The 18,963-nt window shown below is 72.1% G+C and carries 22 protein-coding genes, 2 tRNA genes and 1 pseudogene; 11 read left to right on the top strand and 14 right to left on the bottom strand.

What is annotated here, in order from left to right:
• Nucleotides 1-82 precede the first annotated feature (82 nt).
• From E8A49_RS20315 to acs, 5 genes and pseudogenes are all read right to left on the bottom strand, one after another.
• On the bottom strand, nucleotides 83-1,066 hold the full coding sequence (locus E8A49_RS20315; protein WP_293385924.1) for an NADP-dependent oxidoreductase: 984 nt from the start codon (nucleotides 1,064-1,066) through the stop codon (nucleotides 83-85).
• Nucleotides 1,050-2,075, bottom strand: coding sequence for a small ribosomal subunit Rsm22 family protein (locus E8A49_RS20310; protein ID WP_293385922.1), 1,026 nt, complete (start codon nucleotides 2,073-2,075; stop codon nucleotides 1,050-1,052). The genes E8A49_RS20315 and E8A49_RS20310 overlap by 17 nt, the downstream gene beginning before the upstream one ends.
• Nucleotides 2,076-2,085: 10 nt before the next feature.
• Nucleotides 2,086-2,694: an SRPBCC family protein gene (locus E8A49_RS20305; protein ID WP_293385920.1), complete on the bottom strand. Its 609-nt coding sequence runs from the start codon at nucleotides 2,692-2,694 to the stop codon at nucleotides 2,086-2,088.
• 16 nt (nucleotides 2,695-2,710) lie between these two features.
• Nucleotides 2,711-3,121 (bottom strand): hypothetical protein, encoded by a 411-nt coding sequence (locus tag E8A49_RS20300; protein ID WP_293385999.1) that lies wholly within the window; start codon nucleotides 3,119-3,121, stop codon nucleotides 2,711-2,713.
• A pseudogene (gene acs, locus E8A49_RS20295) lies at nucleotides 3,107-5,035 on the bottom strand (acetate--CoA ligase); the annotation flags it as partial. The pseudogene acs and the gene E8A49_RS20300, both read right to left, overlap by 15 nt.
• Before the next feature lie 163 nt (nucleotides 5,036-5,198).
• On the opposite strand from acs, the gene E8A49_RS20290 reads away from it, so the two are divergent.
• A complete protein-coding gene (locus tag E8A49_RS20290) occupies nucleotides 5,199-5,660 on the top strand; it encodes a hypothetical protein (protein WP_293385918.1) in 462 nt (153 codons plus the stop codon).
• A 62-nt stretch (nucleotides 5,661-5,722) separates the two neighbouring features.
• On the top strand, nucleotides 5,723-6,475 hold the full coding sequence (locus E8A49_RS20285; protein ID WP_293385916.1) for a creatininase family protein: 753 nt from the start codon (nucleotides 5,723-5,725) through the stop codon (nucleotides 6,473-6,475).
• Here E8A49_RS20285 and E8A49_RS20280 read toward each other — a convergent pair.
• From E8A49_RS20280 to tsaD, 4 genes are read right to left on the bottom strand one after another with little or no spacing between them, the layout of a single operon-like run.
• Nucleotides 6,472-6,831 (bottom strand): Rieske 2Fe-2S domain-containing protein, encoded by a 360-nt coding sequence (locus tag E8A49_RS20280; protein WP_293385914.1) that lies wholly within the window; start codon nucleotides 6,829-6,831, stop codon nucleotides 6,472-6,474. The two genes, E8A49_RS20285 and E8A49_RS20280, sit on opposite strands and share 4 nt — an antisense overlap.
• Nucleotides 6,828-7,115 carry a YciI family protein gene (locus E8A49_RS20275; RefSeq protein ID WP_293385912.1) on the bottom strand — a complete coding sequence of 96 codons (288 nt, stop codon included), beginning with the start codon at nucleotides 7,113-7,115 and terminating at the stop codon, nucleotides 6,828-6,830. The genes E8A49_RS20280 and E8A49_RS20275 overlap by 4 nt, the downstream gene beginning before the upstream one ends.
• Nucleotides 7,116-7,121: 6 nt before the next feature.
• The gene (locus E8A49_RS20270) at nucleotides 7,122-8,126 is read right to left on the bottom strand and encodes an NAD(P)H-dependent glycerol-3-phosphate dehydrogenase (RefSeq protein ID WP_293385910.1); all 1,005 of its coding nucleotides are present in this window, start codon (nucleotides 8,124-8,126) and stop codon (nucleotides 7,122-7,124) included.
• On the bottom strand, nucleotides 8,123-9,226 hold the full coding sequence (gene tsaD, locus E8A49_RS20265; protein WP_293385907.1) for a tRNA (adenosine(37)-N6)-threonylcarbamoyltransferase complex transferase subunit TsaD: 1,104 nt from the start codon (nucleotides 9,224-9,226) through the stop codon (nucleotides 8,123-8,125). Before tsaD ends, E8A49_RS20270 begins: the two co-directional genes overlap by 4 nt.
• 70 nt (nucleotides 9,227-9,296) lie before the next feature.
• Here tsaD and hemC point away from each other — a divergent pair, with 70 nt between their 5' ends.
• Genes hemC through E8A49_RS20250 form a run of 3 tightly spaced genes read left to right on the top strand, consistent with a single transcriptional unit; the run spans nucleotide 9,297 to nucleotide 11,941 of the window.
• Nucleotides 9,297-10,259, top strand: coding sequence for a hydroxymethylbilane synthase (hemC, locus tag E8A49_RS20260; RefSeq protein WP_293385905.1), 963 nt, complete (start codon nucleotides 9,297-9,299; stop codon nucleotides 10,257-10,259).
• A 27-nt stretch (nucleotides 10,260-10,286) separates the two neighbouring features.
• Nucleotides 10,287-11,150 (top strand): hypothetical protein, encoded by an 864-nt coding sequence (locus tag E8A49_RS20255; protein WP_293385903.1) that lies wholly within the window; start codon nucleotides 10,287-10,289, stop codon nucleotides 11,148-11,150.
• 2 nt (nucleotides 11,151-11,152) lie between these two features.
• The gene (locus E8A49_RS20250; RefSeq protein ID WP_293385901.1) at nucleotides 11,153-11,941 is read left to right on the top strand and encodes a TylF/MycF/NovP-related O-methyltransferase; all 789 of its coding nucleotides are present in this window, start codon (nucleotides 11,153-11,155) and stop codon (nucleotides 11,939-11,941) included.
• Here E8A49_RS20250 and E8A49_RS20245 read toward each other — a convergent pair.
• Both E8A49_RS20245 and E8A49_RS20240 read right to left on the bottom strand, forming a co-directional pair.
• On the bottom strand, nucleotides 11,938-12,108 hold the full coding sequence (locus tag E8A49_RS20245; RefSeq protein WP_293385899.1) for a hypothetical protein: 171 nt from the start codon (nucleotides 12,106-12,108) through the stop codon (nucleotides 11,938-11,940). The two genes, E8A49_RS20250 and E8A49_RS20245, sit on opposite strands and share 4 nt — an antisense overlap.
• Before the next feature lie 2 nt (nucleotides 12,109-12,110).
• Nucleotides 12,111-12,593, bottom strand: coding sequence for a hypothetical protein (locus E8A49_RS20240; protein WP_293385897.1), 483 nt, complete (start codon nucleotides 12,591-12,593; stop codon nucleotides 12,111-12,113).
• A 57-nt stretch (nucleotides 12,594-12,650) separates the two neighbouring features.
• Here E8A49_RS20240 and E8A49_RS20235 point away from each other — a divergent pair, with 57 nt between their 5' ends.
• The 5 genes from E8A49_RS20235 (at nucleotide 12,651) to E8A49_RS20215 (ending at nucleotide 16,527) form a co-directional block, all read left to right on the top strand.
• The gene (locus E8A49_RS20235) at nucleotides 12,651-13,355 is read left to right on the top strand and encodes a uroporphyrinogen-III synthase (RefSeq protein WP_293385895.1); all 705 of its coding nucleotides are present in this window, start codon (nucleotides 12,651-12,653) and stop codon (nucleotides 13,353-13,355) included.
• Nucleotides 13,352-14,230 (top strand): hypothetical protein, encoded by an 879-nt coding sequence (locus E8A49_RS20230; protein WP_293385893.1) that lies wholly within the window; start codon nucleotides 13,352-13,354, stop codon nucleotides 14,228-14,230. Before E8A49_RS20235 ends, E8A49_RS20230 begins: the two co-directional genes overlap by 4 nt.
• Nucleotides 14,227-15,765 carry a heme biosynthesis HemY N-terminal domain-containing protein gene (locus E8A49_RS20225; RefSeq protein ID WP_293385891.1) on the top strand — a complete coding sequence of 513 codons (1,539 nt, stop codon included), beginning with the start codon at nucleotides 14,227-14,229 and terminating at the stop codon, nucleotides 15,763-15,765. Before E8A49_RS20230 ends, E8A49_RS20225 begins: the two co-directional genes overlap by 4 nt.
• Nucleotides 15,766-15,828: 63 nt before the next feature.
• Nucleotides 15,829-15,904, top strand: a tRNA-Thr gene (locus E8A49_RS20220).
• Nucleotides 15,905-16,041: 137 nt separating this feature from the next.
• Complete coding sequence (locus tag E8A49_RS20215; RefSeq protein ID WP_293385889.1) at nucleotides 16,042-16,527, top strand: hypothetical protein; 486 nt, start codon at nucleotides 16,042-16,044, stop codon at nucleotides 16,525-16,527.
• 27 nt (nucleotides 16,528-16,554) lie between these two features.
• Here the strand turns inward: E8A49_RS20215 and E8A49_RS20210 are convergent, their stop codons facing one another.
• Entirely contained in the window at nucleotides 16,555-17,328 is a 774-nt protein-coding gene (locus E8A49_RS20210) for a Sir2 family NAD-dependent protein deacetylase (RefSeq protein ID WP_293385887.1), read from the bottom strand.
• Between the two features lie 195 nt (nucleotides 17,329-17,523).
• Nucleotides 17,524-17,829, bottom strand: a complete 306-nt coding sequence (locus E8A49_RS20205; RefSeq protein ID WP_293385885.1) for a YggT family protein — start codon at nucleotides 17,827-17,829, stop codon at nucleotides 17,524-17,526.
• A gap of 133 nt (nucleotides 17,830-17,962) precedes the next feature.
• Here E8A49_RS20205 and E8A49_RS20200 point away from each other — a divergent pair.
• Nucleotides 17,963-18,038 (top strand) — tRNA-Ala (locus E8A49_RS20200).
• A 16-nt stretch (nucleotides 18,039-18,054) separates the two neighbouring features.
• Here the strand turns inward: E8A49_RS20200 and E8A49_RS20195 are convergent.
• Nucleotides 18,055-18,951: a DUF1206 domain-containing protein gene (locus E8A49_RS20195; RefSeq protein WP_293385883.1), complete on the bottom strand. Its 897-nt coding sequence runs from the start codon at nucleotides 18,949-18,951 to the stop codon at nucleotides 18,055-18,057.
• Between the last annotated feature and the right edge of the window lie 12 nt (nucleotides 18,952-18,963).

The raw sequence follows: 18,963 nt of genomic DNA, 5'->3' as shown, positions 1-18,963 counted from the left end.
GGCCTCCGTAACGTGCGGCGGACATCCTTAGCATCGCCATCGGGTCGGGAAAGCGGCGCCGCGGGCGGTGGCGGCGCGTCGACTAATCGGCCAGGCGGACCAGCATCTTGCCGCTGTTCTCCCCGGCCATCAGCCCGATCAGGGCGGCGGGCGCCTCGGCGATCCCGTCCCGGACGGTCTCCTGGTGCTTCACCTGGCCCGACTTCAGCCAGCCGGCCATGTCGCGCTGGAAGTCGCCGTAGAGGTGCATGAAGTCCGGCGCCACGAACCCGCGCAGCATCACCCGCGCATAGATGATGTTCGACAGGTTCGAGACCGTCGAATGGCCGGAGTTGTAGCCGGAGATGAAACCGCACACGGGCACGCGGCCCAGCGTGTTCATCCGCCGCAGCGCCGCCTCCAGGTGGTCGCCGCCGACATTGTCGAAATAGACGTCGATCCCCTTGGGCGTGGCCTCCTCCAGGGCCTGCCGGATCGGCTGGGTCTTGTAGTTGATCACCGCGTCCAGCCCGACGGTGTCGCGCAGCCAGGCGGCCTTGTCGTCCGCGCCGGTGGACCCCACCACATAGCAGCCCTTCAGCTTGGCGATCTGGGCGGCCACCGAGCCCACCGCGCCGGCGGCGGTGGAGACGAACACCTGCTCGCCGTCCTTGAGCTGGCCGATGTGCAGAAGGCCGCCATAGGCCGTGAAGCCCGTGCCGCCGAGGGCGTGCATGTAGACGCTCAGCGGCAGGTCGGGGTCCGGCGCGAGCTTGGTCAGCCCCTTGCCGTCGGAGACGAAATACTCCCGGAAGCCGTTGCGGTTGGTGACCAGGTCGCCGACCGCGAAGGCGTCGGTCCGCGATTGGACCACGCGGCCGAGGGCGCCGCCCATCATGGCCTCGTCCAGCGCCTGGCCGGCGGTCAGCCGCGGCCGCATGGCCGGGTCCACCGACATCAAGAGGTTCTGCACCAGCACCTCGCCCTCGCCGGCGTCGGGAACCTGGCGGTCGACCAGGGCAAAGTCCTCAGGCTTCGGCGCGCCGCTCGGGCGATGGACGAGGTGGACTTCACGGCTCTTCGGCATGGCGGCCTCCCGGTTTTTCGTCAGTGGCATCGTCGGGCGTCACGTCGCCCCAGTCCAGCCGGCGGGCGACGGCGAAGGCGGCCTTGTCGCGTTTGGCGATGAGCCGCTGCCCCAGTCCGCCGTCCGGGGCGCAGAGCTTGAGCCCGATCCCTGGCTTGCCGGCGCGGGGCGGCGCCAGGATACGAGGCTGCCGTGGCGCGAGCGCGATGTGCGGCCGGGCGGCGACCAGATAGCTGAACCGCTCGTCCTCGAAGGGGACGTCGGCGCCCTTGGCCAGGCGATGGTCGCGGCGGCGCGGCAGGCGCACGCTGAAATGGCACCAGTCCTCGCCGACCAACGGACAGCGATCATGATGCGGGCATGGCGCAACTATGCTTGCGCCGGCGGCGATCAGAGCGCCGCGAGCGGCCAGGATACGGGCGTAGCCGGCCGGCGTGCCGGGCTCGACCAGAACCAGCAGGCCCCCGGCGGCATTCCATAGTTCGGCTATTGTAGAAATTTGCTTGTCGGAGGCGATCTCGGCCAGGGCGTAGCTGGCGACCGCCAGGTCGGCGGCCGGCCAGGGGCCGCCGCCGGTGAGGTCGGCGCGCCGGACCTCCGCGTCTCGGAGGGCCGGCGGTCCGCCCGCCCCCAGGGTCGTGGCCAGGGTCAGGAACGGCGCGCTGGCGTCGAGCCAGGTGGCGGCCTCTAGGCCGGGCCAGACCTGCGAGGCCGCCCAGCTCGCCGCGGCGGTCCCGACGCCGGCGTCGAGCAGGCTGCGCGGCGCGAACCCCGGCGCCATCCGCGCGGCCTCCGCCAGGGCCGTGACGCAGGCGGCGTAGGTCGCCGGAAGCCGGGTGAGCGCATAGGCCAAGGCGTCGGCGGCGTCGCGGATCACCCCGGCCGATGGCCGCCCGGCGCGGTAGGCCTCGGAGGTCCGCGCCGCCCGTTCGGCCAGGTCCCGGCGCGAGACGCCTTCCAGCGCGCGGTCCAGGGCCGCCTGCAATCCGGCCGGCAGGTCCGGGCTCATGCCGACCGGCTCATGGGGTCCGCGCCATGGCCTCGCGGCGCAGGGCGAGCAGGGCCGTCGGCACGTCGTGGCGCAGGGCCAGGCGCGCCACCCAGCCCGGCACGGCGAAGGGCGCGGCCACGTGGGCCTCGTAGGTCACCCGCACATGGTCGCCGTGCGGCTCCAGCCTCCACTCCCCCTCGAAGACCTTCAGGTCCCCGTCGGTGCGGTGGAAGGCCATGCGGCGCGGCGGCTCGAAGTCCTCGCGGTAGACCGTGCGCACCGAGGGCATGAAGGTCATCTTCGAGACCTCCTCGCGGATGTCCCAGCGCCCCTGCGGGTCCCGCTCCAGCACCCGGCAGCTCTTCAGGTTGGCGACCATCTTGGGCGCCAGGTCGCAGTCGGTCATCACGCTCCAGACGGCGGCCTGCGGCGCGGGCACGTCGATGGCGGCGACGATGACGCCGGAGGTCCCGTCCGCGCCGGGGCTCACCTCGACGTAGGGCCGGCCGCGGTCCAGCTGCGCCTGGGCGTGGGCGGGCAGGTCTAGGGCCCGCGCCGGGCCTGCCGCAAGCGCCGCGGCGGCCAGGCAAGCGCCGGCGAGGCGGGCGGCGGCGGGAAGGCTAGGCGCTCCGGTCATCCGCCGCGGCGTTTCGTCAGGCGCTGGTCGGGGTCTTCAGGAGTTCGTCCAGCACCCCCGGGTCGGCGAGCTGGCCGGGGTCGCCTAGGTTGGTGAGGTCGCCGGCCGCCACCTTGCGCAGGATCCGCCGCGCGATCGCCCCGGACTTGCTGGAGGGCAGGGCGGAGAGGAACCGCACCGACTGCGGCGCGGCGGCCGGGCCGATCTCGCGGCGCACCAGGCCCTTCAGGTCGGCCTCCAGCACGTCGGTGGCCCGGGTGTCCGGCGCGACCACCACGAAGGCGTGCAGGCCGTCCGGCGCGCCGACCACGGCGGCGGCCACGATCCCGTCGTGGCCCAGCATGACGCGCTCGATCTCGTCGGCGCCGATCCGTCCGGTGGAGAGGGTCAGGATGTCCGGCGCCCCATCCTCGGCGCGGTTGCGCACCAGGTCGTCGACCACGGCGGGGTCGGCCAGGGTGGTGGTGTCGCCGAGGTTGGCGATATCGCCCTCGGCCACCTTGCGCAGGATGCGGCGCATGATCTTGCCCGAGCGGGTCTTGGGCAGGCCCGGCGCGAACTGGATCACGTCTGGCGAGGCGAAGGGGCCGATCTCGCGGCGGACCCAGTTGCGCAGCTCGCTTTCCAGGCCGCCCGAGGCCGTGATGTCGGCCTTGAGCGTCACGAAGCAGTAGATCCCCTGGCCCTTCAGCTCGTGCGGATAGCCGACCACCGCGGCCTCGGCGACCGCGGGGTTGCCGACCAGGGCGCTCTCGATCTCGGCGGTGCCCAGGCGGTGGCCGGAGACGTTGATCACGTCGTCCACCCGGCCGGTGATCCAGTAGTAGCCGTCCGCGTCGCGCCGGGCGCCGTCGCCGGTGAAGTACTTGCCGGGATAGGTGGTGAAGTAGGTCGTGATGAACCGGTCGTGGTCGCCGTAGACCGTGCGCATCTGGCCGGGCCATGAGTCGGTCAGGCACAGGTTGCCGTTGATCGCGCCCTCCAGCACCTTGCCGTCGGCGTCCACCAACTGCGGCTTCACGCCCGGCAGCGGCTTGGCGCAGGAGCCGGGCTTCAGCGCCGTCGCGCCCGGCAGCGGGCTCATCAGGGTGGCGCCCGTCTCGGTCTGCCACCAGGTGTCGACGATCGGACAGCGGCCCTCGCCCACCACGCGGTGGTACCAGAGCCAGGCCTCCGGATTGATCGGCTCGCCCACCGTGCCCAGGAGGCGCAGGCTCTGGCGCGAGGTGCGGGTCACCGGGGCGTCGCCCTCGCGCATCAGGGCGCGGATGGCGGTGGGGGCGGTGTAGAACACCTCCACCCTGTGCTTGTCGCAGACCTCCCAGAACCGCGAGGAGGTCGGGTAGTTCGGCACGCCCTCGAACATCACCGTGGTCGCGGCGTTGGCGAGCGGGCCGTAGACCACATAGCTGTGGCCGGTCACCCAGCCCACGTCGGCGGTGCACCAGAAGACCTCGCCGGGGCGGTAGTCGAACACCAGTTCGTGGGTGTGGCTGGCCCAGGTCAGGTAGCCGCCGGTGGTGTGCAGCACGCCCTTGGGCTTACCGGTCGAGCCGGAGGTGTAGAGGATGAACAGCGGGTCCTCGGCGTTCATCGGCTCGGGATCGCACTGGTCGGAGACGCTGGCCTTGATGTCGGAATAGAAGACGTCGCGGCCTTCGGTCATCGGCACGTCGGCGCGCGTGCGGCGCACCATGATGACGTCGGTGACGCCAGGACAGGACTTCAGCGCCTCGTCGACGTTCTTCTTCAGCGGCACGGGCTTGCCGCCACGCAGGCCTTCGTCGGCGGTGACCACGATCCTGGAGTCGCAGTCCTGGATGCGCCCGGCGATGGAATCCGGCGAGAAGCCGCCGAAGATCACCGAATGGATCGCCCCGATCCGCGCGCAAGCCAGCATGGCGTAGGCCGCCTGCGGGATCATCGGCAGGTAGATCGTGACCCGGTCGCCCTTCTTGACGCCCTTGGCCTTGAGGACGTTGGCCATGCGGCAGACTTCGGAATGCAGCTGCGCATAGGTCACTTCGTCGCTTATCGAACCGTCGTCGCTTTCCCAGATGATGGCGACCTCGTCGGCCCGCGCCGGCAGATGGCGGTCGATGCAGTTGACCGAGACGTTCAGCACGCCGTCGGCGAACCAGCGCACCCGGAAGTCCTTGGCGTCGAAGGAGACGTCCTTCACCTCGGTGAACGGCTGGATCCAGTCGAGGCGCTCGCCGACCTCGCGCCAATAGCCGTCGGGATCGGCTTCGACCCGGGCGACGGCGGCGTCATAGCCCGCCGCATCCATGCGGGCGGACTTCGCCCAGGCCTCGGGAACCGGAAAGACTTCGTCGGACACCTGGGCGCACTCCCGAATTCGGCGTTTGCAGGGAGTATGCGGAGAGGCCGGTCCGGCGCAACAACTGCGGCGGCCAAGCTTGCCCTCGGCGACCGACGCGGCCCATGGTCCGGCGATGTTTTCGAAGGGTCGGGCGGTCGCAGGGTGCGCGCTGGCGCTGGTCATGGCGCTGGGCGCCGCCGGCTGCGGGATGAACGCCAAGGCGCAGGCGGCGAAGGACATCGCCCGTTTCCTGGGCGCTGTCCTGCGGCATGACCGGGCGGGCTTCGAGGCCGGCCTCGACCGGCCGGAAGTGGAATCCGACCTGCGCGAACAGCTCACCGAACTCGGCCGCGCCAAGGGCGTCGACGTGGGCGAGCCCTCGGAGTTCGCCATCGGCCGGATGATCAATCCGGACGCCTTCCACCTGGTCGACGCCAAAACCGGCCAGCCGGTGGCCGCGCCGCCGACCGAGGCCCAGGTCGCCGCCATGCTGAAGGTGCGCAACGGAACGCACGTCTGCCTGGATGAGGCGGTCACGCACCGCTGCCGGATCGGCTTCGCCAAGCGCGGCGACGCCTGGCGGCTGACCGGCGTCCCGCTTGGCGACCTGCGCATCGAGGTCCCGCCGGCCGCGAAGCCCTAGCGGCCTCCCGCCGCAAGGCCTATGCGGGAAGGCGAACCGCCGACCCGCACGAGGCCCGACCCATGCTGCTGCACCTCTCCACCTGGCAGGAGATCGACGACTATCTGAAGCGCTCGAAGACGGTGGTGATCCCCATCGGCTCCAACGAGCAGCACGGCCCCACGGGCCTGCTCGGCACCGACTGGCTGTGCCCGGAGATCATCTCCCACGAGGCCCAGCGGCAGCATCCGGACCTCCTGGTCGCGCCGACCTTCAACATCGGCATGGCCCAGCATCACCTGGGCTTCGCCGGCACCATCGCGCTGCGCCCCTCGACCTTCATGGCCGCGATCTTCGACTGGTGCCGCAGCCTGGGCCTGGCCGGCTTCGAGAAGCTCTATTTCCTGAACGGCCACGGCGGCAACGTCGCCACCATCGAGGCGGCCTTCTCCGAACTCTACGCCGAGGCGACCTTCTCCGGCCGCAACCGCGGCTTCGCCTGCAAGCTGAAGAATTGGTGGGAACTGCCGGGCGTCATGTCGCTCGCCAACCGCCAGTTCCCCACCGGCCACGGCAGCCACGCCACGCCGTCGGAGATCGCCGTCACCCAGTGGGGCTATCCCGACGCCATCAAGTCGGCCAACTACGCGCCGCAGGTCGCGCCCACCGGTCCGATCCGCGAGGCCCTCGACTTCCGCGCCCGCTATCCCGATGGCCGCATGGGCTCCGACCCTGGCCAGGCCACCCCCGACAAGGGCGGCGAACTGGTGGCCGCCGCGGTGAAGGGGCTGATGGAGGACGTCGGCGGCTTCTCGGCGGAGGCCATGCCAGCCTAGGCCGTGAACACCTCGCCGCCGCGGACTTCCACGGGCCAGGCGGTGAGGCGGTCGCCGGCGCAGGGGGCGGTGACGCCTGTGCCGTCGAGGCTGAACAGCGCCCCATGGCCGGCGCAAAGGATGTGGTCGCCGGCCCGGGTCAGGTAGCGGTCGTCGAAGCCCAGCGGCCAACCGGCGTGCGGGCACTGGTCGACGAAGCCGCGCACCGCCTCGCCCTCGCGCACCAGGAAGCCCGCGAACAGCCGGCTGTCGGCGCGGAAGCGGAAGCCCTTGGAGCCGGGGTCGGCGATCTCCGCCACCGCGCAGAGCCGCACGCCAGGCGCCGGGCGGGCCGGATTGTCGGAAAGCTCCTTCAACCCAGCTGGCCGATGGTGGCCTTGAAGCCGCGGATCTCCACCGTCCCGAACAGGCCCGCCGTCTGATAGGGGTCGGCGGCGTTGAAGGCCTGGGCGGCGGCGCGGTCGGCGCAGTCCAGCACGAACAGCGAGCCGGCCATGGCCTCGGCCTCGTCCAGCAGCGGCCCGGCCAGTTTCACCATCGCCGCGTTCTCCCGCACATAGGCCAGGTGCGCCTCGCGCGTGGCCATGCGCAGGTCGAGGGAATTCGGCTTGTCGAAACAGGCCAGCATGAAGAGCGCCATGGTCGTCTATTCCTCGCGAAGGGGTCGGGAGAGCAGGCCTGCGATAGCCTCGTCGACGCCGGCCTGACCGGCCAGGATGGCGGCCACGGCCTCGCAGATCGGGACATCGACGCCGAGCTTGCGGGCGAGCTGGCGCACGGCGGGCGCGGAGGCCACGCCCTCGGCCACTGAGAGCTTGCCGGCGAGCGCGTCCTCCAGGGTCTGGCCGCGGCCCAGGGCCAGGCCCACGCTCATGTTGCGCGACTGCGGGCTGGAGCAGGTCAGCACCAGGTCGCCCAGGCCGCAGAGCCCGGCCAGGGTCTCGGCTTCCGCGCCCAGCGCCACCGCCAGGCGGGTCAGCTCGGCGAAGCCGCGGGTGATCAGGGCGGCGTGCGCGCTGCGGCCGAGGCCGCGGCCCTCGACGACGCCACAGGCGATGGCCAGCACGTTCTTCACCGCCCCGCCGGCCTCGGCGCCGATCATGTCGGTGGCGAAGTAGGGCCGGAAGGCGGGCGTGGCGATCAGCTCGGCCAGGTCCTCGGCGCAGCCGGGATCGGGACAGGCCAGGGTGACGGCGGTGGGCAGGCCGCGCGCGACCTCGCCCGCGAAGCTCGGCCCCGACAGCACCGCCGGCTGGGCTTGCGGGACCGTCTCGGCCAGCACCTCGGTCATCAGCTTCAGTGAGCCCTGCTCGATCCCCTTGGCGCAGAGCAGGATGCGCAAGCCGTCGGGCGCGTGCGGCGCGAAGGCGGTGAGGGCGGCGCGCAGATGCTGGGCCGGGGTCACCGCCAGCACCAGGTCGCTGTCCGCCAGGTCGGCGAAGTCGCCGGTGGCGCGGATCGCGGGGTCGAGATCGATCCCCGGCAGGAAGCTGGTGTTCTCATGGCTCGTATTCACCGAGGCCACCACATCGGCCTCGCGGGCCCAGAGCGTGGTCTCCAGCCCGGCCCGCGCGCAGACCTGCGCCAGGGCCGTGCCCCATGCGCCGCCGCCGATCACGCCAGCCTTCTTCGCTAGAGAGGCTTTCGTCATGCTTTCGCGCCCTTGCGGCCGGGGACATGCGTCGGGTTGGCGCTGGCCGCGGCCTCGTCCAACGGCCAGCGGGGCCGGGCGGCTGCATCGAGCGGATCGGAAAGGCCCATGGCCAGGCGCTCGGCGCCGGCCAGCGCGATCATCGCGGCGTTGTCGGTGCAGTAGGCGAGCGGCGGGGCGGTGAAGGCGAAGCCGCGCGCCTCGGCGGTGGCCTGCAGCCGTGCGCGCACCGTCCGGTTGGCCGCGACGCCGCCGGCGACCACAAAGCGCAGGCCGGTTTCCGCGTGCTGGGCCGCGTACGTCGCCATGGCCCGGTCGCTGCGTTCGGCGAGCTGGGCGGCGATGGCGGCCTGGACCGCGGCGGCCAGGTCGGCGCGCTGATGGTCGCCCGTCAGGCCCTCGGCGATCCGCGCCGCCGCGGTCTTCAGGCCGGAGAAGGAGAAGTCGCAGTCCTTCCGCCCCAGCAACATTCGAGGTAGCTCGAAGCGTGTCGGTTCACCGCTTTCCGCCAGTTTTTCAAGGGCCGGGCCGCCCGGGTAGGGCAGGCCGAGGGTCTTGGCGATCTTGTCGAAGGCCTCGCCCGCGGCGTCGTCGATGGTCGAGCCCAACCGCCGGCAGGCGCCGACGCCCTCCACCGCCAGGAGTTGGCAATGGCCGCCCGAGACCAGCAGCAGCAGGAAGGGGTAGTCGACGGCCGCCCCCAGCCGCGCGGAGACCGCGTGGCCTTCCAGGTGGTTCACCGCCACCAGGGGCAGGCCGCGCGCCAGCGCCACGGCCTTGCCGAACGACAGGCCGACCATCACCCCGCCCACCAGGCCGGGACCGGCGGTGGCCGCCACCCCGGTCAGGTCCGTGAACCCTACGCCGGCGTCGGCCAGCGCCTGGGCCGCGATGGCGTCGATGCTCTCTACGTGTGCCCGCGCGGCGATCTCCGGCACCACCCCGCCGAACGGCGCATGGGCGGCGATCTGGCTGGCGACCACCGAGGACAGCACCTCGACCGTCCCGTCCTCGCCACGGCGCACCACCGCCGCGGCGGTCTCGTCGCAGCTGGTCTCGAGGCCGAGGACGGTCTGTGGGGACTGAGAGCGGAAGGTCATCCGGTTGCCGGGGGGCGCCCGCTCCTGTAGCAGGCGCTTTGCAATTCCGCCCCGAGGTAGCCCTCCGCCCGTGACCACGCAACCGCAAGTCAGGATCGGCGCCCGGGGCTCGAAGCTGTCGCTGGCCCAGGCGGGGCACATGCAGCGCCGGATCGCCGCCGCCCTGGGCGCCGACCTTGAGGACGCCGCCCAGGTCGCGGCCGCCGCGCCGCTGATCGTCATCACCACCACCGGCGACCGGGTGCAGGACCGCCGCCTGCTGGAGATCGGCGGCAAGGGCATGTTCACCAAGGAGATCGAGGAGGCCCTGCTCGAAGGCCGTATCGACTGTGCGGTGCACTCCCTGAAGGACATGCCGGCGCTGTTGCCGCAGGGCCTGTGCATCGCCGCCATCCCCGAGCGCGAGGACCCCCGCGACGCCTTCCTGAGCCTTAAGGCCGACCGGCTCGAGGACCTGCCGCAGGGCGCGGTCCTGGGCACGGCCAGCCTCCGCCGCCAGGCGCAGATGCTGCATCGCCGGCCGGACCTGGACGTGCAGATGCTGCGCGGCAACGTCGATACGCGGATCGCCAAGCTGACCGCCGGCGACGCCGACGCCATCCTGCTGGCCTATGCGGGCCTGAAGCGCCTGGGCCTGGGCGACCTGCCCAAGAACCTGATCGACCCCATCGAGTGCCCGCCGGCGCCGGGCCAGGGCGCGCTCGCCATCGAAACCCGCGTCGGCGACTGCGACGCCGCCTGGGTGCAGGCGATCCGCCACGGCCCCACGGCGGTCGCCGTCGCCGCCGAGCGCGGGGCGCTGGCCGCCCTGGAAGGCTCCTGCAAGACCGCCATCGGGGCGCATGCCTGGTTCGAGGGCGCACATTTGAAGCTGATCGTCGAGGCGCTCTCCACGAACGGCGCCCGCCGCTACCGCCATGCCGGCGAGGCCGACCTCACCGAACTCGCCGACCCGGAAGCCTCGGCGCGGGCGCTGGGCCTGTCGCTGGGCCGGGCGGTGAAGGACGAAGCTGGCGACGCGATCGACCTGTGAGGCTATCCGCCGTCCAGGACACATCGAATGTTGACGGCGGCGGTCCTTCGCTTAGGTAGCCCCGTCTTCTTTGGGGTTGAAATGGCATCCGAGGACGTGGCCGTCGACGATCTGAAAAAGGCGGCCGAAGAAGTGCGGGACCTCGGGTCGACCGTTCTTCGCGAGGCGTGGCCGCTCGAACCCCTGGGGACCCTGCGTCAGGCGATCGAGGCCTTCTGCGACATCCGCCGCCGGAAAATCCTGGATGGCGACACCTCGCCACACGCACGCATGTACGCCACCCACGGCATCGGAACCTTCGGGGCGTTGGTCAATGCGGGGCTCATCCACCGCGAGGTGCTGCCCGCCATGTTCCGCGGCGGCGCCTTCCACAGGCTCTGCCAAGCCTATTGGGGCGGCGACGATTTCTATGTGGCCATCAATCGCCTGGGTTTTCGCAACCACCATCCGATCCAGTCGGACCGTTCGTTCATCCCCTATCACCAAGACAGCTACACCCAGGATGTCCGCACGCCACAGGTGCTGAATTGCTGGATTCCCCTCGATCCGGGCGCGGGGCGAGATGCGCCGGGCCTGGAGGTCGTCCGCCATCCCTGCCGGCCGGATTTCCCGCGCAAGGACTTCGGCCTGCGCAGCGAAAACGCCGCCTATGACAACATCACCATCGACCGCGCCCGCATCGTAGAGGAATACGGCGAACAGTTCATGGCGCCTGAGTTCGAGGTCGGCGACGGGCTGGTGTTCAGCGAGAACGTCATCCACCGCACCTACGTGACAGAAGGCATGACCCGCCCGCGCATCAATTTCGAATTCCGGGTCTTTTCCGGCGCCCATCTGCGGCCAGGGGTCCAGATCGCGGAGCTCGGCCCCTTGGTAGAGCGAGTGTCCTGATCATGAGCCAATCGCCGGAGCCGCAGACGGCCCATCCTCTCCATGACTTGGTGAGCCGCGTCGTCGAAGGCTTCAGGCCCGTTCTGGACGCGACGGCCAACGCGATTGTGCGCAGCCTCAAGGCCGCCGACCGCGACCTCGAGCACCGGATGTACGAACAGGCCAGCTTGGACAGCGCCCGCTACGCGTTGGAGCACATGGTCACGGCGCGGCCCGTGAGGGGGCAGAAGCACCCGGGCCAGGGTCGCCTGGACCTTCTGGAGTACGTCCTGCCGTTCGCCAAGGTCCCCGGGTTCTATGCGGAGTTCGGCGTCTTCAAGGGCGAGACCCTGGCCTTCGTCGCCAACCGCGTGGATGCGACGGTCTATGGGTTCGATTCATTCGAAGGCCTGCCGGACGACTGGTTCCTGGGGGTTGTCAAAGGCGCCTTTAGCCTGAAGGGGCAGCTTCCGCAGCTCGCCGTTCCGATGAACAACTACCGGCTTGTCAAAGGTTTGTTCGGGGAGACCCTGCCGACCTTCCTGGAGCAGGTGGACGGGCCGGCCGCCTTCCTGCACATCGATTGTGATCTCTACGAAAGCACCCGGACGGTCTTCGATCATCTCGCGCCGCGGATCGTTCCCGGCACGGTGATCGTCTTCGACGAGTACCTCAACTATCCCGGTTGGCAGAACCATGAGTTCAAGGCCTTCCAGGAGTTCTGCGAGGCGCGTCGGGTGACGTACCGCTACCTCGCCTTCGCGCCGATGATGTTTTCCGTCGCGGTGATCGTCGACGCGATCGAGGTCTAGCGCGACATCCAGGGCTTGGATTTCGAGGACGACCGGGCCGCGGCGGCCTGCTCGCGCTGGAACTTGCCGCCGCGGGGCGGTTTCGGACGCGCGTCGATGGCGGCCTTCTTCAGCCGCAGGGCGCGCTGGATCGGGGTCTCTTCGCTGGCCGGCGGGTCGTCGGGCATGGTCAATCCTTCGGATGGCCGGCGCGCAGGCTTCGGGTCAGCAGGGAAACCAGGCTGGGCGTGTCGGCGGTGTGGACGTCGCTGATCCGCCATTGCCCCTGAACGGCGACGAGATCGAGGCGCACCGTACGAGCTTCGGCGGAAATCCGGAAATGGGCGACTGCGCTGGCGCGCCCGCCGGCGCCGCCGGTGACCTCGACCGCGACGCCGCGCAGGCCGCCGGCGTCCTGGCAGTCGCAGATGGGGTCGCCGTCGAGGGCGCCCACGTCGCCCTGGGGCGTTTCGGCCGCATCGCGTCGGATCAGGGTCAAAAGCCTGGGCGCGAACACCTGCGGCGCCTGACGGCCCAGGTAGTCGGGGCCGTGGCCGTGATAGGCCGCGTAGAGGCCGACTACGAAGGCCCGCGCCCCGGCGGCGTCCTGGGCGCGCGCCGGGGCGGTCGCCAGCACGGCAAGGCCGGCAAACAGGGGGCCGAAACGGATCACAAGCCTGCGTAACACGGTTTGCAGAAGGTTAAGGTCCTGCGGCGCAGAATCGCCTCCATGGCACGCCGCCGTCAGAAGATATGGATCACCCGCGCTCAGCCCGGCGCGGCCGTCACCGCGGAGCGGGTGCGGGCGCTGGGCCATGAGGCCGTGGTGGCGCCGCTGCTGGCGGTGCAGCCGCTGGCGGATGTCCAGGTCGACCTGGTTGGGGTCGCCGCGCTCGCCTTCACCAGCGCCAATGGCGTGCGCGCCTTCGCCGACCTGTCTGCGGAGCGGGCGCTGCGGGTGTTCGCCGTCGGCGCGGCGACCGCTGAGGCGGCGCGCGCGGCGGGGTTCAAGCTGGTGCTGTCCGCCGACGGCGACGTCGAGGCGCTCGCCGCCGGCATCGGCCAGCGGCGCGGTGAGCTGCGCGGCGCGGTGCTGCATCCGGGCGCCCTTGAGCCCGCCGGCGACCTGGTCCGCGCCCTGGAGGCGCAGGGCGTGACCGCGCGGAGGCTGGTGCTCTATGAGACCCTCCCGGTGACGCTGGCGCCCGAGGCCGCCGCCCAGCTGGTGGCGAGCGACGCGGTGTTGCTGCATTCGCCGCGCGCCGCCCAGGTGCTGGCCGCGCTCCTGAAGGCCCATCCGGCGCCCGCCCTGCGCGCGCTCGGCCTGTCGAAGGCGGTGGTGCGGCCCCTGGCCCGCGCCAAGGTGGGCCCGAGGGTCTTTCCATCCATGCCCCTCGAAGGGGCCCTGCTGAATCTGATAGACCGCACCCCATGACCACGCCGCCCGACGCGCCGGAGTTCATCCCGCCGAAGGACCCGGCCGACTACCGGCCGCGCCCGCTGCTGGGCTTCACCTTCTGGGCGATGATGGTCCTGATGCTGCTCTGCGTGCTGGCCGGGGTCGTCATCGCCGAGTTCGGGCCTCGGCTGTTCAAGCCGCATCCGCCGGCCGCCAAGCCCGTGGCCGAATCGGCCGCCGCCAGCGCCGAGCCCGCCGCCGCGTCCGCCCTGCCGCCGCCCGCCGTCCCGGCGATGGCCGCCGGCCCCGGGGGGGCCTCGCCCGACGTGGCGCGGCTGAGCGCCCGGGTGACCACCCTGGAATCGGAGCAGACGCACGCCGCCCAGGCCGCCGCCGCCGCGCTCGCCGCCTCGGCGGTGGTGGAGGCGAGCCAGGGCACCGGCCCCTTCGCCGACGAACTTTCCAGCCTGCGGGGCATCTCGCCGCCTTCGCCGGAGATCCTGGCGCTCGCCCGTCTGGCGCCGCTCGGCGCGCCCAGCCGCACGGCGCTGGCGATCAGCTATCCGGACTACGCCGCCCGCGCCGCCGTGGCCGCCCGCCAGCCCGGCGGCAAGGCCGGTCTCGGCGGCAAGATCGTCTATGAGCTGTCGCGCGTCGTGACCTTGCGCCGGGTGGGCGACGTGGCCGGCGAGGGCGCCGACGCCCTCCTGACCCGCGCCCAGCGGCAGGTGGAGGACGGCGACCTCGACCGGGCGCTGCGCACCCTCGACCGCCTGCCGGCTGGCGCCCGCGACGCCATGGCCCCCTGGCGCGCCCGCGCCGAGCGGCGGGCGGAGATCGACCGCAACGCCTCGGCCCTGCGCGCCCGGGCCCTGCAGACCCTGGCCGGCGAGGCCAGGGGCGGCGCATGATCCGCGCCAGCCTGGTCATCCTGATCGTCGCGGCCGTGGCGGTCGCGGCGCTGGGCCTGAGCGGCGACGCCGGCCAGGCGAGTGTCACCTGGCTGGGCTGGCGCGCCGACCTGACCGCGGCCACGGCCATCCTGCTGATGCTGTTCGGCGCCCTCCTGGCCACGATCTTCTGGCGCACCCTCCTGTGGATCCTCGCCGCGCCGGCGCGAGCCGAGCGCAGCCGCGCCGAGATCCGCCGCCGGCAGGCCAATGAGACCCTGACCCGAGGCTTCCTGGCCGCCGCGGCCGGCGACGGCTCCGAAGCGCGCCGCCTGGCCCAGAAGGCCGCCGACCTCGCCGACGAGACGCCGGGCCTGGTGCGCGTGCTCGCCGCCCAGGCCGCCGAGGCCGCCGGCGACGTGACCGCGGCCCAGGCCGCCTATTCCGCCATGCTGGGTTTCCCGGAGATGCGGCTGGCCGGCCATCGGGGGCTGATGCAGCTCGCCCTCTCGCAAGGCGAACGCGAGACGGCGCTGCGCCACGCCCAGGAAGCCTTCAACGAGACCCGCAGCGCCCGCTGGGCCTGGCGCGTCCTGCTGGAGGCGCGCTTGGCCGCCGCCGAGTGGAGCGCGGGGCTGGAGCTGGTCCGCAGCGCCCTCGACCGCAAGATCGTGCCGCCGGTCACCGCCGAGCGGGCCCGCGCCGCCCTCCTGGCCGCGCTGGCCGCCCAGCTTGAGACCGCCGCCGAACCGAAGGCCCGCGGCCAGGCCCTGGAGAGCGCCCTGGAGGCGGCCAAGCTGCAGCCCGGCTTTCCGCCCGGCGCGGTCATGGCCGCGCGCCTCCTGGCCGCCGACGGCAAGCAGGGCCGCGCCGCCGCCCTGCTGGAAGCCGCCTGGAAGGCCCGGCCGCACCCGGCGCTGTGGCTCGCCTACCGCGACCTGCGCACCGACGAGACCCCCGCCGAGCGCGCCCGGCGGCTGGCGGAGCTGTCGGCCCAAAACCCCACTCACCGCGAAAGCCGCATCCTGGCCGTGGAGCGCGCCCTGATCGGCGGCGACGCGCCCGCCACGCGCCAGGCCCTCGAGCCGCTGGGCGCCGAGCCGGTGACCGCGCGCATCGCGGGCCTGCGCGCCCGGGTCGCCTTCGCCGCCGGCCAGCCGGACGAGGCGCGGCTCTGGCTGGCCCAGGGGATGAACGCCCCGGCTGAGCCGGACTGGTCGGACCTGGACCCCGAGGGCCGCGCCTTCGCCTATCCGCCCGCCGACTGGGCCCGGCTGGCGATCGCCTACGCCGAAACCGGCGACCTCATCCATCCGCGCTTCGAGCGGGGCGAGCGGGGCCTGAGCGAACTGCCGGAGCTGCCCATCGCCTACGCCGACGCCGCGGCCTTCCTGGGCGCGGACGGCCACGAACCCCTGCTCTATCCGTCGAGCGGCGAGGCCTACGATGAGGCCTATGACGAGGATGAACCCCCTCTCCAGACGCCTGCGCCTGCGCCCGCGCGACGCAGGGCCAGCCGCAGCCGCTTGGCGAGCGCCCCCAGAGCCGCTAAATAGGCCCGCCTTCGCGGCAGGGTTTCCTGCGGCGGAGGATTCTCAAGGCCCTTGTCCAGGGTTTAGGCCGCCATAGCTCAGCCGGTAGAGCGGCGCATTCGTAATGCGTAGGTCGGGTGTTCGAGTCACCCTGGCGGCACCACCCCTTCCCGATCCGGGTTCTCCATGCTGCGGGCGTGGTCGCGCGATCCCTGCGCGACAGGCGGCCAAAAGCGTGCCATTCGGAGCCGAATGTTCCAGTCAATTGAAGGTAGACCCATGAGGGCCTTGGCGAAATCGATGCTCGTGGCCCTGTTGATGGGGTCGGTGTCGTTGGGCTTGGCGCCGGCCGCCAGCGCTGCTCCCGCCGCGCCGGGCGCGGCTCCGGCCGCCAAACCCGCCGCCGCCAAGCCGGCCGCCGCCGGCCCGGCCAAGGTCGGCTCGCCCACCACCACCGACGATATCCGCTGCCTGCTCACCATGGCGGTGCTGGGCCGCGATCCGCAACGCCAGCAGGCTGCGCTGATCGGCGTCTACTTCTTCGCCGGCCGCCTCGCCGTCCGCGCGCCGGGCATGGACCTCGCCACGGCGATCAAGGCCGAGGAGGCCAAGATGGCGCCGACGGAACTGCCGGCCGAGGCCCAGCGCTGCGGGCCGATGGTCGAAGCGGCCGTGCACGGCCTGCAGGCGGCCTTCGAGGCGCCGGCCGGCGCCAAGCCGCCCGCCGCGCCGGGCGCCGCCGCGCCGCCCGCCGCCGCCCCGCCGGCCGGGACTCCGCCGAAGTAGGGGGCGAAGCGGGCCGCCGAAGCCGCCTCAGTTGGCCGGGGTCGCCTCGGTCATCGCCGGGCCGATCTCGTCGTGCAGCACGAGGTCGGCGTAGGCGTCGAGCTCGGTGGGCTCGCGGTTGACGATGGCCAGCGTCGCTCCGTTGCGCTTGGCCAGCAGCGGAAACCCCGCCGCCGGATAGACCACCAGGGACGAGCCCAGCACCAGGAAGACGTCGCAGTCGAGGCTGGCGGCCTCCGCGTGCGCCATGGGCCCGGCCGGCATGGCCTGGCCGAAGGAGATGGTGGCGGTCTTCACCAGCCCGCCGCAGCGGCGGCAGTAGGGGATCTCGCCGGCCTTCAGGAAGCCCTCCTTCAGGTCGGCCAGTTCGTGGCGCTCGCCGCAGTCCAGGCAGGTCGCGTAGCTGGCGTTGCCGTGCAGCTCGATCACCCGGTCGGCCGGCACGCCCGAGGCCTGGTGCAGGTTGTCGACGTTCTGGGTGATGACGTGGGTGGCCTTGCCGCTGGCGATCAGGCGGGCCACCGCATGGTGACCGGCGTTGGGCTCGCGCCCGGTCCAGCCGGCGCGGCCGGAGAAGGCGCGGCTCCAGGCCTCGCGGCGCTTGGCGGGGTCGGAGACGAACGCCTGGAAGTAGATCGGCTTCATGGTGCTCCACACCCCGCCGGGGCTGCGGAAGTCGGGGATGCCGGATTCGGTTGAGATGCCGGCGCCGGTGAACACCACCAGGCGGCGGGCGTCGGCGATCAGCCGGGCGAGATCGGCCCGTGTGGCTTTGGATGGGGCGGCGGCGGGCGGCGGCATGACGCTATCTGGCGCCAACCGGATCGCGCGGAAAGGGTGGAAAGGGGGAACCGGCCCGGCGGTTGGTCGGGGGGATGCCAGGGTGTCGCCGGGCCGGTCCGTGACCGCTCCAGCGGGGGGCAGCCGGAGGATCGCAGGGGTAACCGGCGTTGAGGCGATAGGTTCCGGCGAGGCCGCAGAAAGGTCGTGTCGCCCCTAGTGCAGGATCGAGATCAGCGGGCCGAACGCCAGCGGCAGCAGGTAGAGCCGGATGCCCTGGATGACCAAGAGGACGATGATCGGGCTGATGTCGACGCCGCCGATCGGCGGGATCACCTTCTGCACGGGCCGCAGCACCGGCCGCGTCACCGCGTCCAGGAAGCGCGCGACATTGTAGACGAACTGGTTGCGCAGGTTGATCACGTCGAAGGCGACCAGCCACGACAGGATGGCGCTGATGATGATGGCGATCACCAGGAGGCCCAGGAGGCCGTCGACGATGAAGTAGAGGAAGGATCCCATGACGCGGTTCTAGCGGGGTTTGCCGCCCTGGCAAAGTCAAGGTCGCCCGGGCTGCGGCGACGCATCCGCCGACGGCGGCTTGACAGAGGCGGCCCCAAAAGGGTTATTCCGCGCCTTCCTGGGCTCGCACCCTGGGGCCGTAGCTCAGATGGTAGAGCGCCTCGTTCGCAATGAGGAGGTCAGGGGTTCGATTCCCCTCGGCTCCACCAGGAGCCCTTTCCCGCTTCAGCTCGATGATTCCAGGGCCGCTTCCGGGCGGATCGGGCGGTAGAGGGCTTCCACGAAGGCGAAGGCGCCGAAGGCGATCAGGCCGAGGCCCAGGAGCGCCAAGACCGCGTCGCCGCCGGTCAGGCCGTGCAGGGCCCAGAGCGCGCCGCCGACCCCGCGCGCCTCGGCCGCCCGCTCGTGCCAGCCGGCGCGCAGCATGAAGAAGCCCACCGGCAGCATGGCCAGGCCGCGGCCGAAATAGCCGACGCGGGCGATCCAGCGCGCCCAGCGCCGCGTGCGGTGGTCGCACTCCAGCGTGCCGCCGAAGTCGTCGACGACCGCGCGGATGGCGTTGCCGGCCCCGCAGGCCAGGATGAAGAGCCCCAGCGCCATCACCAGGGCCGGCCCCAGCGGCCAGGCCATGACGCCGGCCACCCGCTCGCTGGTCTTCTCGAGTTCGGCGTGGCGCAGGTCGTGCAGGGTGTCGATGATCCCGAAGATCGAGACGGCCAGGGAGCCGTAGATGACGCCGCTCAGCGCCTGGCCGACGCGGCTGGCCCAGGCCTTGGGGCTCTTGCCCTGGCGGTCGGCGTCGAACACCGCCTGCAGGGCGCGCCAGCCGGCGAAGCCGTAGAGGCCGATCCCGGTCAGCCAGAGCAGGAGGACGCCCAGGCTCCAGTGCGACCAGGCCTCCAGGGCGCCGATCGGGCTCTTGGTGTGGGGCGCAAGGCCGGCGACGGCCAGCAGGGCGATGGTCCCGGTGCTGAGGTAGACCAGGCCCCGCGCCACATAGCCCATCCGCGCAGCCAGCTCGGCGCTGGCCGCCCAGGGCGCCTCGGCGAAGCGGCGGCGCACGCGTGCCACGAGCTTGCCGCCGGGCAGGGACAGGACGGTCGCGGTCGCCTCGCCGTCCATCTTGCCGTCTGC

Source organism: Phenylobacterium sp. (assembly GCF_004799515.1).
Classification (GTDB): Bacteria; Pseudomonadota; Alphaproteobacteria; order Caulobacterales; family Caulobacteraceae; genus Phenylobacterium.
This window is presented reverse-complemented; position numbering and strand designations above follow the sequence as displayed.

What these genes read in the sequence shown, in the direction of transcription:
- E8A49_RS20205 (WP_293385885.1), bottom strand. Translation starts at nt 17,829, where the DNA reads ATGGGATCCTTCCTCTACTTCATCGTCGACGGCCTCCTGGGCCTCCTG.
- E8A49_RS20230 (WP_293385893.1), top strand. Translation starts at nt 13,352, where the DNA reads ATGACCACGCCGCCCGACGCGCCGGAGTTCATCCCGCCGAAGGACCCG.
- E8A49_RS20285 (WP_293385916.1), top strand. Translation starts at nt 5,723, where the DNA reads ATGCTGCTGCACCTCTCCACCTGGCAGGAGATCGACGACTATCTGAAG.
- E8A49_RS20310 (WP_293385922.1), bottom strand. Translation starts at nt 2,075, where the DNA reads ATGAGCCCGGACCTGCCGGCCGGATTGCAGGCGGCCCTGGACCGCGCG.
- E8A49_RS20195 (WP_293385883.1), bottom strand. Translation starts at nt 18,951, where the DNA reads ATGGACGGCGAGGCGACCGCGACCGTCCTGTCCCTGCCCGGCGGCAAG.
- E8A49_RS20210 (WP_293385887.1), bottom strand. Translation starts at nt 17,328, where the DNA reads ATGCCGCCGCCCGCCGCCGCCCCATCCAAAGCCACACGGGCCGATCTC.
- E8A49_RS20235 (WP_293385895.1), top strand. Translation starts at nt 12,651, where the DNA reads ATGGCACGCCGCCGTCAGAAGATATGGATCACCCGCGCTCAGCCCGGC.
- E8A49_RS20215 (WP_293385889.1), top strand. Translation starts at nt 16,042, where the DNA reads ATGCTCGTGGCCCTGTTGATGGGGTCGGTGTCGTTGGGCTTGGCGCCG.
- E8A49_RS20290 (WP_293385918.1), top strand. Translation starts at nt 5,199, where the DNA reads ATGGCGCTGGGCGCCGCCGGCTGCGGGATGAACGCCAAGGCGCAGGCG.
- E8A49_RS20225 (WP_293385891.1), top strand. Translation starts at nt 14,227, where the DNA reads ATGATCCGCGCCAGCCTGGTCATCCTGATCGTCGCGGCCGTGGCGGTC.
- tsaD (WP_293385907.1), bottom strand. Translation starts at nt 9,226, where the DNA reads ATGACCTTCCGCTCTCAGTCCCCACAGACCGTCCTCGGCCTCGAGACC.
- E8A49_RS20250 (WP_293385901.1), top strand. Translation starts at nt 11,153, where the DNA reads ATGAGCCAATCGCCGGAGCCGCAGACGGCCCATCCTCTCCATGACTTG.
- E8A49_RS20305 (WP_293385920.1), bottom strand. Translation starts at nt 2,694, where the DNA reads ATGACCGGAGCGCCTAGCCTTCCCGCCGCCGCCCGCCTCGCCGGCGCT.
- E8A49_RS20275 (WP_293385912.1), bottom strand. Translation starts at nt 7,115, where the DNA reads ATGGCGCTCTTCATGCTGGCCTGTTTCGACAAGCCGAATTCCCTCGAC.
- E8A49_RS20245 (WP_293385899.1), bottom strand. Translation starts at nt 12,108, where the DNA reads ATGCCCGACGACCCGCCGGCCAGCGAAGAGACCCCGATCCAGCGCGCC.
- E8A49_RS20315 (WP_293385924.1), bottom strand. Translation starts at nt 1,066, where the DNA reads ATGCCGAAGAGCCGTGAAGTCCACCTCGTCCATCGCCCGAGCGGCGCG.
- E8A49_RS20255 (WP_293385903.1), top strand. Translation starts at nt 10,287, where the DNA reads ATGTTGACGGCGGCGGTCCTTCGCTTAGGTAGCCCCGTCTTCTTTGGG.
- E8A49_RS20270 (WP_293385910.1), bottom strand. Translation starts at nt 8,126, where the DNA reads ATGACGAAAGCCTCTCTAGCGAAGAAGGCTGGCGTGATCGGCGGCGGC.